Source organism: Streptomyces sp. NPDC096105 (assembly GCF_044763335.1).
Lineage (GTDB): Bacteria > Actinomycetota > Actinomycetes > Streptomycetales > Streptomycetaceae > Streptomyces.
Genome location: NZ_JBIWGC010000014.1, coordinates 155,981 through 170,168, shown reverse-complemented (window position 1 = coordinate 170,168; position 14,188 = coordinate 155,981). Strand labels below are relative to the sequence as shown.

Sequence of the window (14,188 nt, the reverse complement as noted above, 5' to 3'; positions counted from 1 at the left end):
GCGGGAGCGTCACGGCCGAGCAGCCGGCAGTGCTGGACGAGTACTTCGTGGTGGCTGCGTTCCGAGGGCGCGGTGGGGGATGCCTGGCGGGCCCTGCGGCGGAGACGTCTCTGAGGCGGAACGGGCAGGGCTTTTCGTCGAACTGCCGTGCTGTGTAGGTTCACTTGTGCATACGGGCGTTGACGATGTGCGCGTGACGGGGGTTGCGGGATGGCGGGTCACCGGCCTACTGACTGGCATGTCCTTGATCTGGACAAGGACCCGACGCCCGGCGACCCGGAGCGGGTGCGCAGGCTGGCGAAGTTCCTGCACGACTTCGCCGACGACGTCTCCGAGGCGCTGCGTCTGGTCAAGGGGATGGCTGGTGAGGGGACGCTGGCGGAGTGGGCGGGGAAGTCGGCGACCGTCTTCAAGGAGGAGTTCTCCGGCGTTCCCAAGAACCTGAGGAAGCTGGAGAAGTCGTACGCGATGTGCGGGGACGCGCTCGCGGACTACTGGCCGAGGCTGGAGCGGGCGCAGGCGCTGGCGGACAAGGCGCTGGCGAAGGCGCGTGAGGCGCGTGCGGATCTGTCGTCGGCGCAGTCGAGGCTGGCGTCGGCGGAGTCGTGGGTGGGGCGGGCGACGCGGGAGGCCGACAAGTACAAGGACGATCCCACGGGGGCGAGGTCGGACGCGGACAAGCCCGACGAGGCGAAGGTGCGGGCCGCGACCCGGGACGTGCGCAGTGCGAAGTCGGCGCAGGAGAAGGCGCAGTCGGACGTGTCCGATGCGCAGGACGCGCTGGCGGCGGCGAAGAAGATGGCCGCGGATGCGCGGAAGATGCGTGAGGAGGCGGCGCGGGACGCGAAGTCGAAGATCGACGAGGCGTCCGACGCGGGGATCCGGAACCGGTCGTGGTGGGAGGAGATCGGCGACTGGGTCACCGACAACTGGGACAGCATCGTGGCCGCCTGCAAGATCGTGGTGGCGGTCGTCGGCATCGTCGCGATGATCATCGGCGGGCCGATCCTCGGCGCGATCGTCCTCATCGCGGCCCTCGTCGTCCTCGCCGACACGCTCTACAAATACTCCAAAGGCCAGGCGTCGCTATGGGACGTGGGACTGGCGGCGCTGGACTGCATACCCGGCATGAAAGGCCTGACCACCCTCGGCGGACTCGCCAAAGGAATGAGGGGTCTCGGCTCCATGGGGCTCAAGGGTATGGCACTCGGGGTCAAAGGACTGGGCAAAGGTGCCAGGGCTCTCCTCGGGGAGGGAGCCAAGGGCGCCTTCAGCCGCATGAAGACCAAGATCTTCGGATGCGGAGACCCGGTCGATGTCGCCACCGGTGCGATGTACATGCAGCAAACCGATGTAGAGCTCCCAGGCACGCTGCCCCTCAGGTTCACCCGTCGAGCCGCATCGAACTACCGCTGCGGCTGGTGGTTCGGGCCCACGTGGTCGTCCACCCTGGATCAACGACTGGAGGTGTCCGGCGAAGGCATCGTCTTCGTCACCGAGGACGGCATGCTGCTCTCCTACGAGATGCCCGGGGGCCTCGGCGTCCCCGTCCACCCGCAGCAAGGTCCGCGATGGCCACTGACCATGATCGCCGGTGGGGGCGTCCAGATCCTTGACTCCGAGACGGGGCACACGAGGACGTTCGCTCCCCCCGCGGACGGTCTCGCGGTGCTGGAGCGGATCAGTGACCGCAACGGAAACACCATCACGTTCGACTACGGGCCGGACGGCACTCCCGCAACGATGCGGCACTCCGGGGGGTATAACCTCGCTTTCACGGTGGCCGACGGCAAAGTCACCGAACTGATCATGCGTGGGGCCGGTGCACAGGGAGCTGACGTCACCATCAAGCGGTTTCTCTACACGGGGGACCGTCTCACCGGAGTCGTCGGCTCGTTCGGCGTCCCGCTGCAATTCGCGTACGACGACCGGCTGCGCATAACGGAGTGGACGGACACCAACGGCAGTTCCTACCGGTACAGCTACGACGCCCGGGACCGCTGTACCGCTCAGGGCGGCGAGGCGGGTCACGTCGCCCACACATTCACTTACGACGGGGCCGACGACGACCGGCCCGGGCACCGGGTGACGACGGTGACCAGCGCTGCCGGCGCCGTGAACCGCTATGTCATCAACGGCGATTCGCAGGTGGTCGCTGAGGTCGACCCGCTCGGCGCGTGTACGACGAGGACTTACGACGCACACCACCGCCTGCTCTCGCACACCGACCCCCTGGGCCGGACGACACGGGTGACGTACGACGGTGAGGGGCGCCCTTCGGAAATAGTGCGTCCTGACGGAGCACGCACCGCGTTCACCTACAGCGCGCTCGGACTGCCCGTGCTCATCGCCCTGCCCGACGGCACCGCTGTCCGCAACGATTACGACGAAAGAGGTAACCGCACGGCGGTGACCGACGCCGACGGCGCGACGCTCCGGTACACCTACACGACCCATGGTCACCTGTGCGCGGTCACCGACCCCCTGGGCCGGACCACGACGATCCGGACGGACCGTGCAGGGCTGCCGTTGGACATCGCGGACCCACTCGGCGGAACCGTCCGGCACGAACGGGACGCCTTCGGCCGCACGGTGAAACTGACGGACCAGCTCGGCAGCGTCACCGTCCTTGAGTGGTCGCTGGAAGGGCTGCTCACCCGGCAGACGGACGCGGACGGCACAGAGACCTGGATGTACGACGGCGAGGGCAACTGCGTTCGTCACGAGGACACCGCCGGGCATGTCACAACCTACGAATACACTCACTTCGACCTGCTGGCCGCGAGGACGGACCCTTCGGGGGCTCGTACCACGTACACCTACGATGCCGATCTACGTCTGACACAGGTCACCGTGGCCACCGGCGACGTCTGGCACTACACGTACGACGCCGCGGGACGTCTGGTGTCCGAGACGGACTTCGACGGCGTCGTCACTCGCTACTCCTACGACCTGGCCGGGCAACTGGTCGAGCGTACGAACTGTCTGAGCCAGACCGTGTGCACGGAGTACGACCTCCTCGGCCGTGTGGCTCACCGGCGCGTCGGCGGGCAGAGCATCGCCTTCCGCTACGATCCGTGCGGTCGCCTTTTGGAGGCCACCGGCCCGGACGCCGTCGTCACCATGGACCGTGACGAGCTGGGGAGGGTGCTCGCGGAGACAACGAACAACCGTCGTCTCACGCACACCTATGACCATGCGGGGAACCGCCGTACCCGCACGACTCCGAGCGGCGCGGTGAGCAGTTGGAGCTATGACGCGGCGGGTGGCGCCGTGGAGCTCGTCAGCTCGGGGCAGACGGTCCGCTTCGAGCGGGATCGTGCGGGGCGGGAGACGGTGCGCCACATCGGCGACCACATGACGCTCGCCCATACGTATGACCCGTTGGGCCGCAGGCGCTCCCAGACACTCGCCCACAGCGGACGCACCGTGAATGCGCGGGGGTATCACTATCGTCCTGAGGGGCACCTCGACGCTGTCGAGAGCGCCGGCAACATCGTCAGCCGTTACGAGACAGACGCAACCGGCCATGTCACATCGGTGCACGGACCTCAGGGGACGGAGCGTTACGTCTACGATCCACAGGGCAACCTGACGTACGCTTCCTGGCCGGCCGAGCTTCCCGCTCCCGAAACCGCGGGTGAGCGCCGCTATCACGGTACGCGCCTCGTCCGAGCCGGCCGTGTGCGCTACGAGTACGACGCCCAGGGACGTGTGACCCTTCGACAGAAGACGCGTCTGTCGCGCAAGCCGGACACGTGGCGATACGAGTGGGACGCCGAAGACCGCCTGACGGCCGTCACGACGCCGGACGGAAGCCGCTGGACGTATCTCTACGACCCACTCGGACGTCGTATAGCGAAGCAACGGCATGCGCAGGACGGTGAGTCGGTCGTCGAACGAACCGACTTCGTGTGGGATGGCACCACGCTCTGCGAACAGACGACCTGGCACGCCGGCCGGCCGCAGGCCGTGGTGGTGGTGACCTGGGACCACCAAGGGCGTCAGCCGATCGCCCAGACGGAACGCATCCTCGACGCCGACGCCTCCCAGGAAGAAATCGACCGACGCTTCTTCGGTATCGTCACCGATCTCGTCGGCGCCCCCACGGAGCTCGTAAGCAGCGAGGGTGAGATCGCCTGGCAGGCACGAGCGACGCTCTGGGGCAACACGATGTGGAACCGTTCCGCGAATGCCTACACGCCGCTGCGGTTCCCCGGACAGTACTTCGACCCGGAAACCGGCCTGCATTACAACGTCTTCCGGCACTACGACCCCGAAACGGCCCGCTACGTCAGCGGAGATCCGCTGGGCCTGGCGGCGGGACTCAACCCGTTCGCCTACGTCTCCAATCCGCTGACCTGGTCCGATCCGCTGGGCCTCACGCCTTGCGAGGATGCCGCCAGGCTGGCTGCGGCCAGGAACGAGACGGTACTCGGACCGAACGTACCCACACGGGTCGAAGCCTCGCTCGGGAGTACCACGAGTCACAACTACAAGAAGACGTTCTTCGATGCCCACCCGCACCTCAAGGGCAAGGTCGTCGTGCACCATGCGATCGAGCAGCAGGTGCTCAAGCGGTACCCGGGCCTGTTCTCGGCGGATGAAATGCATTCTTTGGAGAATCTTCGTGGAATACCCAAGGGGGACATCAACAGCAGGATTCACCTGAGTCAGATACGTGTCGAATGGAATAAATTCTATGATGCAAACCCCAATCCGACCAGGCAGCAGGTATTGGACCAGGTGACGAAAGTCGATGATATGCTCGGAAACTGGTTCAGTCCCAGAATTCGGTAGTCGAGTTCGAGAAGATTGGCTTGGAACATGTGGCGTGACGTCATTGGGTCCTTCCCGACGGCCGAGGCCGGCGGCCCCGCCGATCCGGTGCTGCTGGACCGGCTCGAGCGCGCGCTCGGACAGCCGCTTCCGGAGGATCTGCGCTCCTTCCTCATGGAGAGCGACGGGTTGTCCGACGACTACGGCACCGATGTCGTCTGGTCGGCCCAGCGCATCCTGGACGACAATCTCTCCTTCCGTGGGAATGAGCAATTTCGCACCCTTTACATGCCGTTCGACTCGCTGATGTTCTTCGGCGACAACGGCGGGGGCGACCAGTTCGCCTTCGTGCGGGCGCCGAAGAGCGACGAGGTGTTCGTCTGGGACCATGAGACAGACAGTCGGCGTTGCGTTTCACCCAACCTGGAGAGTTATCTGCGCAGTGCGCTGGGGAGCGACGGGGAGGACTGGTACAGGTAGGTCGTGGACGGCGCGACATCGCGTGGCACACGCGGCCGGCGGTGTGAGTGAGTGACAGCCCGGCCCGTGCGTGGTCCCCGCAGACCGACGCCGTACTGCGGCGCGCGGGGTGGAGGCCCGGGCGCTTTGTGCGTACCGGGACGTGGGAGGCCGTGGTGCCGGAGCGTGGGGGCTGCGCCGTTCATGACGCCGCCCGCCGCTTCCTCGCCGAGTTCGGCGGTCTCGTGACCTACGGCTGGCCCGCCGGCCCGGTCACCACCTGGTCCGCCGTACGGTTCGACCCCCTCGTGGCCGCCTGGCACCGCGAGCGCCTGGGCTCGGGCCTGTGCCCCGTGGGCACCGCCGACCAGGGCGCCGGCCTTCTCGGCATCGACGAGGACGGCGTACTCCACCTCGTCCGGGACCGTGTCGAACCGCTCGGTGCGACCCTCGGCCAGGCGCTCGACCGCCTCATCGCGACGCAACGGACACGCGCGCGGCTCTGGAAGTCCCGCGGGCCGGCCGACGCGCACCCCTTCTGGAAGCGGGTCCGCGCCCTGCCCCTGCTGGAGGCCGCCGGCTGGTGTCCGGGGCGCTCGGTCCCGACCGACACGTGGGAGGACGTTCTGCGGACGACCGGCGAGTTCGAACCGCACGACGCCGCCCGCCGCTTCCTCGCCGAGTTCGGCGCCCTGGCCGTGCCCCACCGCGACCCCGCGGATTCGATGCCGTGGGTGGAGTTCTCGCTCGACCCGCTGGCGGCGATGTGGGACGCCGAGATCATCGACGACCTCGCCGAACAGGCGGGCGCCGAGCTGTACCCCATCGGCACGCGGGACCGCGGCAACCAGTACCTCGCCATGGCGGAGGACGGAGCCGTGTACGCGGGGATGGACCACGTCCACCTGCTGGCCTCCACCCCCGACGAAGCCCTGCGCAGGCTCACCGCACGGGTGCGGCCGGAAGCCGCTCCCTGACCGTCCGGGGCCGGGGCGCGCCCCGGATGGTTTGCTCCGGTCACCCCTCGGGGTACTCTCTTCCGCCCGATTGGCCAGCGCGCCGCCCTCTGTGTCAGACTGTCCAAGTTGCTCGGTCGAGTGTTGATGCTGCGCGCCTCCCGCCGGGAGGACCGGAAGCGAGTCCCACAGTACTCGTCGTCCCTGATCAGGGGCGGACGTACGGGAATCTTCCGGGAAGTGTGGTGCGGCGCCGGCCAGGCGCCCGGTGGGCCTTTCGCCCCCGGTCCGCGGTTCTGGTAGGGCCGTGTCAATCCCGCAGGGATGTTCGAACAAGGGACATCTATGTCAGCGGGAGTGCGACACGCCCGACCGCGTGGGTCGGAGGTGGGGGGATGCCGCTCCGGGTTCCAGAGCGTAATGAGAGACAGGACTACGAAGTAGCCATGGCGGGACAGAAGATCCGCATCCGGCTCAAGGCCTACGACCACGAGGTCATCGACTCTTCGGCGAAGAAGATCGTCGAGACGGTGACCCGTACTGGTGCGTCGGTCGCGGGCCCGGTGCCGCTGCCCACTGAGAAGAACGTGTACTGCGTCATCAAGTCGCCGCACAAGTACAAGGACTCGCGCGAGCACTTCGAGATGCGCACGCACAAGCGCCTGATCGACATCCTCGACCCGACCCCCAAGACCGTTGACTCTCTGATGCGACTCGACCTCCCGGCCGGTGTCGACATCGAGATCAAGCTCTGAGGCCGGTGATCTGAAGAGATGGCTAAGCAGATCAAGGGCATCCTGGGCGAGAAGCTCGGCATGACGCAGGTGTGGGACGCGAACAACCGCGTCGTCCCGGTCACCGTCGTCAAGGCCGGCCCCAACGTCGTCACCCAGGTCCGCACGAACGACGTCGACGGCTACGAGTCCGTCCAGATCGCCTTCGGCGAGATCGACCCGCGCAAGGTGAACAAGCCCCTCAAGGGTCACTTCGCCAAGGCCGACGTCACCCCCCGTCGTCACCTCGTCGAGATCCGCACGTCGGACGCCTCCGAGTACACGCTGGGCCAGGAGATCACCGCCGAGGTGTTCGAGGCCGGCGTGAAGGTCGACGTGACCGGCAAGAGCAAGGGCAAGGGCTTCGCCGGTGTCATGAAGCGCCACAACTTCCGTGGCCTCGGCGCCGGGCACGGCACCCAGCGCAAGCACCGCTCGCCCGGTTCCATCGGTGGCTGCGCCACCCCGGGTCGTGTGTTCAAGGGCCTCCGCATGGCGGGTCGCATGGGCAACGAGCGGGTCACCACCCAGAACCTGACCGTCCACGCCGTTGACGCGGAGAAGGGTCTGCTGCTCATCAAGGGCGCGGTTCCCGGTCCGAACGGCGGCCTCGTCCTGGTCCGCACCGCGGCCAAGGGGGCCTGAGGTAACCGATGAGCACTGTTGACATCCTTTCGCCGGCGGGCGACAAGGCCGGTACCGTCGAGCTCCCCGCGGAGATCTTCGACGTCGAGAAGGTCAGCGTTCCGCTGATCCACCAGGTCGTCGTCGCGCAGCTGGCCGCTGCCCGCCAGGGCACGCACAAGACGAAGACCCGTGGCGAGGTCCGTGGTGGCGGCAGGAAGCCGTACCGCCAGAAGGGCACCGGCCGCGCCCGTCAGGGCTCGACCCGCGCGCCGCAGTTCGCCGGTGGTGGCGTCGTGCACGGTCCCGTGCCGCGCGACTACTCGCAGCGCACGCCCAAGAAGATGAAGGCTGCCGCCCTGCGTCACGCCCTCACCGACCGGGCGCGCCACAACCGCATCCACGTCGTCACCGGCGTGGTCGAGGGTGAGACCCCGTCCACCAAGGCCGCCAGGACGCTGTTCGGCAAGATCTCGGAGCGCAAGAACCTGCTCCTGGTCGTCGACCGCGCCGACGAGGCCGCGTGGCTGTCCGCCCGCAACCTGCCCCAGGTCCACATCCTGGAGCCGGGCCAGCTGAACACGTACGACGTTCTCGTCTCGGACGACGTGGTCTTCACCAAGGCCGCTTTCGAGTCCTTCGTCGCCGGCCCGAACAAGGCCAACGACAACGAAGGGAGCGAGGTCTGATGGCTGCCCGTCACCCCTCGATCGCCTCGAAGGCCGCCAAGGCGGCCAAGGCTGCGCGCGTCGCCAAGGCGCGTCGCCACGAGGCCGAAGGCAAGAACACCGTCGTCACCCCGGCGAGCAAGGCGTACACGGACCCCCGTGACGTCCTGCTGAAGCCGGTCGTGTCCGAGAAGAGCTACGCGCTCATCGACGAGAACAAGTACACGTTCCTCGTCGACCCGCGTGCCAACAAGACCCAGATCAAGGAGGCCGTCCAGGCGGTCTTCGAGGTCAAGGTCACCGGGGTCAACACGATCAACCGCGTCGGCAAGCGCAAGCGCACCCGCACCGGTTTCGGCCAGCGTGCCGCCACCAAGCGCGCGATCGTGACCCTCGCCGAGGGCGACCGTATCGACATCTTCGGCGGTCCGACCGCGTAAGCGGGCGGGATCGTCCAGATTTCGGAATAGCTTCCGAGGACTGAGAGACAATGGGTATCCGCAAGTACAAGCCGACGACTCCGGGCCGTCGTGGCTCCAGCGTCGCCGACTTCGTCGAGGTCACGCGGTCCACGCCGGAGAAGTCGCTGGTCCGTCCCCTGCACAGCAAGGGCGGCCGTAACAATTCCGGTCGTGTGACCGTCCGCCACCAGGGCGGTGGCCACAAGCGCGCCTACCGAGTGATCGACTTCCGTCGTCACGACAAGGACGGCGTGCCGGCGAAGGTCGCGCACATCGAGTACGACCCCAACCGCACCGCGCGCATCGCGCTCCTGCACTACGCGGACGGCGAGAAGCGCTACATCCTCGCGCCGCGTGGCCTGAACCAGGGCGACCGCGTCGAGAACGGTCCCGGGGCCGACATCAAGCCGGGCAACAACCTCGCCCTGCGCAACATCCCGGTCGGTACGACGCTGCACGCCATCGAGCTGCGTCCCGGCGGCGGCGCCAAGTTCGCCCGCTCCGCCGGCGCCTCGGTGCAGCTGCTCGCGAAGGAGGGCCAGATGGCCCACCTGCGCATGCCGTCCGGCGAGATCCGCCTGGTCGACGTCCGCTGCCGCGCCACCGTCGGCGAGGTCGGCAACGCCGAGCAGAGCAACATCAACTGGGGCAAGGCCGGCCGTAAGCGGTGGCTGGGCGTCCGCCCGACCGTCCGCGGTGTCGTCATGAACCCGGTCGACCACCCGCACGGTGGTGGTGAGGGCCGCACCTCCGGTGGTCGCCACCCCGTGTCCCCGTGGGGCAAGAAGGAAGGCCGTACTCGTTCGCCCAAGAAGGCGTCGAACAAGTACATCGTCCGCCGCCGCAAGACGAACAAGAAGCGCTAAGGACGGGTTGAGATGCCTCGTAGCTTGAAGAAGGGACCCTTCGTCGACGACCACCTGATGAAGAAGGTGGACGCCCAGAACGAAGCCGGTACCAAGAACGTCATCAAGACCTGGTCCCGCCGCTCCATGATCGTCCCGGCGATGCTCGGCCACACGATCGCGGTGCACAACGGCAAGACCCACATCCCGGTGTTCGTCACCGAGTCGATGGTCGGTCACAAGCTCGGCGAGTTCTCGCCGACGCGGACCTTCCGGGGTCACGTCAAGGAAGACCGGAAGTCGAAGCGCCGCTAGGGCGCGGATCGCAACAGACACGTAAGTAACTGGAAGGACAACCATGGAAGCCAGGGCCCAGGCGCGGTACATCCGCGTCACGCCCATGAAGGCCCGCCGTGTGGTGGACCTCATCCGTGGCATGGACGCCACGGAGGCCCAGGCCGTCCTGCGATTCGCTCCGCAGGCAGCCTCGGTTCCGGTGGGCAAGGTGCTGGACAGCGCCATTGCCAACGCCGCGCACAACTACGACCACACCGACGTCGACAGCCTCTTCATCTCCGAGGCCTACGTCGACGAGGGCCCGACCCTGAAGCGGTTCCGGCCGCGCGCCCAGGGCCGCGCCTACCGGATCCGCAAGCGGACCAGCCACATCACCGTGGTCGTCAGCAGCAAGGAAGGAACCCGGTAATGGGCCAGAAGGTTAACCCGCATGGGTTCCGGCTCGGTGTCACGACCGACTTCAAGTCGCGTTGGTACGCCGACAAGCTGTACAAGGACTACGTCAAGGAAGACGTCGCCATCCGTCGGATGATGACGTCCGGCATGGAGCGCGCCGGCATCTCCAAGGTCGAGATCGAGCGCACCCGTGACCGTGTGCGTGTGGACATCCACACCGCGCGTCCGGGCATCGTGATCGGCCGCCGTGGCGCCGAGGCCGACCGCATCCGCGGCGACCTCGAGAAGCTCACCGGCAAGCAGGTCCAGCTGAACATCCTCGAGGTCAAGAACCCCGAGACGGACGCTCAGCTCGTGGCCCAGGCCGTCGCCGAGCAGCTCTCCTCCCGCGTCTCCTTCCGCCGTGCCATGCGCAAGAGCATGCAGTCGGCCATGAAGGCGGGCGCCAAGGGCATCAAGATCCAGTGCGGCGGCCGCCTCGGCGGCGCCGAGATGTCCCGCTCGGAGTTCTACCGCGAGGGCCGCGTGCCCCTGCACACGCTCCGCGCGAACGTGGACTACGGCTTCTTCGAGGCCAAGACGACCTTCGGCCGCATCGGCGTGAAGGTCTGGATCTACAAGGGCGACGTCAAGAACATCGCCGAGGTCCGCGCCGAGAACGCCGCTGCCCGCGCCGGCAACCGCCCGGCCCGTGGCGGTGCCGACCGCCCGGCCCGTGGTGGCCGCGGTGGCGAGCGTGGCGGTCGCGGTCGCAAGCCGCAGCAGGCTCCCGCTGCCGAGGCCCCCAAGGCCGAGGCTCCGGCGGCCGCTCCGGCTGAGAGCACCGGAACGGAGGCCTGACCACCATGCTGATCCCCCGTAGGGTCAAGCACCGCAAGCAGCACCACCCGAAGCGCAACGGCATGTCGAAGGGTGGCACGCAGGTCGCGTTCGGCGAGTACGGCATCCAGGCGCTCACCCCGGCGTACGTGACGAACCGCCAGATCGAGGCCGCTCGTATCGCCATGACCCGTCACATCAAGCGTGGCGGCAAGGTCTGGATCAACATCTACCCGGACCGCCCCCTCACCAAGAAGCCGGCCGAGACCCGCATGGGTTCCGGTAAGGGCTCCCCGGAGTGGTGGGTGGCCAACGTCAAGCCCGGACGCGTGATGTTCGAGCTGTCGTACCCCAACGAGAAGATCGCGCGCGAGGCCCTGACCCGTGCGGCTCACAAGCTGCCGATGAAGTGCAAGATCGTCAAGCGCGAGGCAGGTGAAGCGTGATGTCGGCCGGTACCAAGGCGTCAGAGCTGCGCGAGCTGGGCAACGAGGAGCTTCTGGCGAAGCTCCGCGAGGCCAAGGAAGAGCTGTTCAACCTCCGCTTCCAGGCGGCCACGGGTCAGCTCGAGAACCACGGTCGGCTCAAGGCCGTCCGCAAGGACATCGCGCGGATCTACACCCTGATGCGTGAGCGCGAGCTGGGCATCGAGACGGTGGAGAGCGCATGAGCGAGAACAACGTGACTGAAGAGACGAAGGCCGCCCGCGGTTTCCGCAAGACCCGTGAGGGTCTGGTCGTCAGCGACAAGATGGACAAGACCGTCGTCGTCGCCGTCGAGGACCGCGTCAAGCACGCGCTGTACGGCAAGGTCATCCGCCGTACCAACAAGCTCAAGGCGCACGACGAGCAGAACGCCGCGGGTGTCGGCGACCGCGTCCTCCTCATGGAGACCCGGCCGCTGTCCGCGACGAAGCGCTGGCGCGTCGTCGAGATCCTCGAGAAGGCCAAGTAATTCCTGCGGGCAAACCCGCAGGACAGTTCCGCCAGGCTCCGGGAGCCGCTCGGTGAGCGGCTCCCGGGGAACCGGCAGACATTCAGGAGATAGACGTGATCCAGCAGGAGTCGCGACTGCGTGTCGCCGACAACACGGGTGCGAAGGAGATCCTCTGCATCCGTGTGCTCGGTGGCTCCGGTCGCCGCTACGCGGGTATCGGTGACGTCATCGTCGCCACCGTCAAGGACGCGATCCCCGGTGGCAACGTGAAGAAGGGTGACGTCGTCAAGGCGGTCATCGTTCGCACCGTCAAGGAGCGCCGCCGTCCGGACGGCTCGTACATCCGCTTCGACGAGAACGCCGCCGTCATTCTGAAGAACGACGGCGACCCTCGTGGCACCCGTATCTTCGGCCCCGTGGGCCGTGAGCTGCGCGAGAAGAAGTTCATGAAGATCATCTCCCTCGCGCCGGAGGTGCTGTGAGCATGAAGATCAAGAAGGGCGACCTGGTCCAGGTCATCACCGGCAAGGACAAGGGCAAGCAGGGCAAGGTCATCGCCGCTTTCCCGCGCGAGCAGCGCGTCCTGGTCGAGGGTGTCAACCGGGTCAAGAAGCACACCAAGGCCGGTCCGACGGCTCGCGGTTCCCAGGCCGGCGGCATCGTCACCACCGAGGCCCCGATCCACGTCTCCAACGTCCAGCTGGTCGTGGAGAAGGACGGCAAGAAGGTCGTGACCCGCGTCGGCTACCGCTTCGACGACGAGGGCAACAAGATCCGCGTTGCCAAGCGGACGGGTGAGGACATCTGATGGCTACCACCACCACTCCGCGTCTCAAGACGAAGTACCGCGAGGAGATCGCGGGCAAGCTGCGTGAGGAGTTCTCGTACGAGAACGTCATGCAGGTTCCCGGCCTCGTGAAGATCGTGGTCAACATGGGTGTGGGCGACGCCGCCCGCGACTCCAAGCTGATCGAGGGCGCCATCCGCGACCTCACCACGATCACCGGTCAGAAGCCGGCCGTCACCAAGGCCCGCAAGTCCATCGCGCAGTTCAAGCTGCGCGAGGGCCAGCCGATCGGTGCCCACGTCACGCTCCGTGGCGACCGCATGTGGGAGTTCCTGGACCGCACCCTGTCGCTCGCGCTGCCGCGCATCCGCGACTTCCGCGGCCTGTCCCCCAAGCAGTTCGACGGCCGTGGCAACTACACCTTCGGTCTCACGGAGCAGGTCATGTTCCACGAGATCGACCAGGACAAGATCGACCGCGTCCGGGGTATGGACATCACCGTGGTGACCACGGCGACCAACGACGAAGAGGGCCGTGCCCTTCTCCGTCACCTCGGCTTCCCGTTCAAGGAGGCGTGAGCGAGATGGCGAAGAAGGCTCTCATCGCGAAGGCTGCTCGCAAGCCCAAGTTCGGTGTGCGTGGCTACACCCGCTGCCAGCGCTGCGGCCGTCCGCACTCCGTGTACCGCAAGTTCGGCCTGTGCCGCGTGTGCCTTCGTGAGATGGCTCACCGTGGCGAGCTGCCGGGCGTGACCAAGAGCTCCTGGTAATCCGGTAGTTCCGGACTCCCAGGGCTCTCGGTAAGCAATGGGAACGGCGGGAGCCCCGCTCCGCATGGCTTAGGCTTGCGGGGTTGGGCACCTGCCGTGCCCGTACGACTTACTACGCCGTAGGTCCACCGCGCCGCACCCGTCCCGTCTCGGATCGGGGAGAGGGATGGCGCACCAGGAAACCCCGGCGAGAGAGGCCGAAGGCCAATTCATGACCATGACTGATCCGATCGCAGACATGCTCACGCGTCTGCGGAACGCGAACTCGGCGTACCACGACTCGGTGTCGATGCCGCACTCCAAGATCAAGTCGCACATCGCGGAGATCCTCCAGCAGGAGGGCTTCATCACGGGCTGGAAGGTCGAGGACGCCGAGGTCGGCAAGAACCTCGTCCTGGAGCTGAAGTTCGGCCCCAACCGTGAGCGCTCCATCGCGGGCATCAAGCGGATCTCCAAGCCCGGTCTCCGGGTGTACGCGAAGTCCACCAACCTGCCGAAGGTGCTGGGCGGCCTCGGCGTGGCGATCATCTCCACGTCGCACGGGCTCCTCACCGACAAGCAGGCCGGCAAGAAGGGCGTGGGTGGGGAAGTCCTCGCCTACGTCTGGTAGCGGAAGGGA

At 67.0% G+C, this 14,188-nt stretch carries 19 protein-coding genes; all 19 read left to right on the top strand.

The annotated features are described in order from the left end of the window. The first annotated feature begins 210 nt into the window (after positions 1 to 210). The 19 genes from ACIQ8B_RS22315 to rpsH all read left to right on the top strand — a co-directional run bounded on the left by ACIQ8B_RS22315 (position 211) and on the right by rpsH (position 14,179). Positions 211 to 4,800 carry an RHS repeat-associated core domain-containing protein gene (locus ACIQ8B_RS22315; RefSeq protein ID WP_403548982.1) on the top strand — a complete coding sequence of 1,530 codons (4,590 nt, stop codon included), beginning with the start codon at positions 211 to 213 and terminating at the stop codon, positions 4,798 to 4,800. A gap of 27 nt (positions 4,801 to 4,827) precedes the next feature. Beyond that, complete coding sequence (locus tag ACIQ8B_RS22310) at positions 4,828 to 5,259, top strand: SMI1/KNR4 family protein (protein ID WP_403548980.1); 432 nt, start codon at positions 4,828 to 4,830, stop codon at positions 5,257 to 5,259. 47 nt (positions 5,260 to 5,306) lie between these two features. Beyond that, the gene (locus ACIQ8B_RS22305; protein WP_403548978.1) at positions 5,307 to 6,215 is read left to right on the top strand and encodes an SUKH-3 domain-containing protein; all 909 of its coding nucleotides are present in this window, start codon (positions 5,307 to 5,309) and stop codon (positions 6,213 to 6,215) included. A gap of 425 nt (positions 6,216 to 6,640) precedes the next feature. Then, positions 6,641 to 6,949 (top strand): 30S ribosomal protein S10, encoded by a 309-nt coding sequence (gene rpsJ / locus ACIQ8B_RS22300; RefSeq protein ID WP_003948644.1) that lies wholly within the window; start codon positions 6,641 to 6,643, stop codon positions 6,947 to 6,949. A gap of 18 nt (positions 6,950 to 6,967) precedes the next feature. Then, positions 6,968 to 7,612, top strand: a complete 645-nt coding sequence (rplC, locus tag ACIQ8B_RS22295) for a 50S ribosomal protein L3 (RefSeq protein ID WP_019526946.1) — start codon at positions 6,968 to 6,970, stop codon at positions 7,610 to 7,612. 8 nt (positions 7,613 to 7,620) lie between these two features. Then, positions 7,621 to 8,280 (top strand): 50S ribosomal protein L4, encoded by a 660-nt coding sequence (gene rplD, locus ACIQ8B_RS22290; RefSeq protein ID WP_365417863.1) that lies wholly within the window; start codon positions 7,621 to 7,623, stop codon positions 8,278 to 8,280. Beyond that, positions 8,280 to 8,699, top strand: coding sequence for a 50S ribosomal protein L23 (gene rplW / locus ACIQ8B_RS22285; protein ID WP_006130779.1), 420 nt, complete (start codon positions 8,280 to 8,282; stop codon positions 8,697 to 8,699). The genes rplD and rplW overlap by 1 nt, the downstream gene beginning before the upstream one ends. A gap of 50 nt (positions 8,700 to 8,749) precedes the next feature. Next, positions 8,750 to 9,586 (top strand): 50S ribosomal protein L2, encoded by an 837-nt coding sequence (gene rplB / locus ACIQ8B_RS22280; protein ID WP_142193687.1) that lies wholly within the window; start codon positions 8,750 to 8,752, stop codon positions 9,584 to 9,586. Between the two features lie 12 nt (positions 9,587 to 9,598). Further along, positions 9,599 to 9,880 carry a 30S ribosomal protein S19 gene (gene rpsS, locus ACIQ8B_RS22275; protein WP_006130777.1) on the top strand — a complete coding sequence of 94 codons (282 nt, stop codon included), beginning with the start codon at positions 9,599 to 9,601 and terminating at the stop codon, positions 9,878 to 9,880. A gap of 43 nt (positions 9,881 to 9,923) precedes the next feature. Next, a complete protein-coding gene (rplV, locus tag ACIQ8B_RS22270; RefSeq protein ID WP_006130776.1) occupies positions 9,924 to 10,271 on the top strand; it encodes a 50S ribosomal protein L22 in 348 nt (115 codons plus the stop codon). After that, entirely contained in the window at positions 10,271 to 11,098 is an 828-nt protein-coding gene (rpsC, locus tag ACIQ8B_RS22265) for a 30S ribosomal protein S3 (protein WP_004927271.1), read from the top strand. The genes rplV and rpsC overlap by 1 nt, the downstream gene beginning before the upstream one ends. 5 nt (positions 11,099 to 11,103) lie before the next feature. Continuing rightward, positions 11,104 to 11,523 carry a 50S ribosomal protein L16 gene (gene rplP, locus ACIQ8B_RS22260; RefSeq protein ID WP_004984526.1) on the top strand — a complete coding sequence of 140 codons (420 nt, stop codon included), beginning with the start codon at positions 11,104 to 11,106 and terminating at the stop codon, positions 11,521 to 11,523. Then, positions 11,523 to 11,747 carry a 50S ribosomal protein L29 gene (gene rpmC / locus ACIQ8B_RS22255; RefSeq protein ID WP_003974259.1) on the top strand — a complete coding sequence of 75 codons (225 nt, stop codon included), beginning with the start codon at positions 11,523 to 11,525 and terminating at the stop codon, positions 11,745 to 11,747. The genes rplP and rpmC overlap by 1 nt, the downstream gene beginning before the upstream one ends. Continuing rightward, on the top strand, positions 11,744 to 12,031 hold the full coding sequence (gene rpsQ / locus ACIQ8B_RS22250; protein WP_019526950.1) for a 30S ribosomal protein S17: 288 nt from the start codon (positions 11,744 to 11,746) through the stop codon (positions 12,029 to 12,031). Before rpmC ends, rpsQ begins: the two co-directional genes overlap by 4 nt. Before the next feature lie 95 nt (positions 12,032 to 12,126). Further along, positions 12,127 to 12,495: a 50S ribosomal protein L14 gene (rplN, locus tag ACIQ8B_RS22245; protein WP_003998823.1), complete on the top strand. Its 369-nt coding sequence runs from the start codon at positions 12,127 to 12,129 to the stop codon at positions 12,493 to 12,495. A gap of 2 nt (positions 12,496 to 12,497) precedes the next feature. After that, positions 12,498 to 12,821, top strand: coding sequence for a 50S ribosomal protein L24 (gene rplX, locus ACIQ8B_RS22240; protein ID WP_086699955.1), 324 nt, complete (start codon positions 12,498 to 12,500; stop codon positions 12,819 to 12,821). Further along, a complete protein-coding gene (gene rplE, locus ACIQ8B_RS22235; protein ID WP_004984522.1) occupies positions 12,821 to 13,378 on the top strand; it encodes a 50S ribosomal protein L5 in 558 nt (185 codons plus the stop codon). Before rplX ends, rplE begins: the two co-directional genes overlap by 1 nt. A 5-nt stretch (positions 13,379 to 13,383) precedes the next feature. Then, a complete protein-coding gene (locus ACIQ8B_RS22230; RefSeq protein WP_003948630.1) occupies positions 13,384 to 13,569 on the top strand; it encodes a type Z 30S ribosomal protein S14 in 186 nt (61 codons plus the stop codon). A gap of 211 nt (positions 13,570 to 13,780) precedes the next feature. After that, positions 13,781 to 14,179: a 30S ribosomal protein S8 gene (gene rpsH / locus ACIQ8B_RS22225; RefSeq protein WP_014674378.1), complete on the top strand. Its 399-nt coding sequence runs from the start codon at positions 13,781 to 13,783 to the stop codon at positions 14,177 to 14,179. Positions 14,180 to 14,188: the final 9 nt, after the last annotated feature.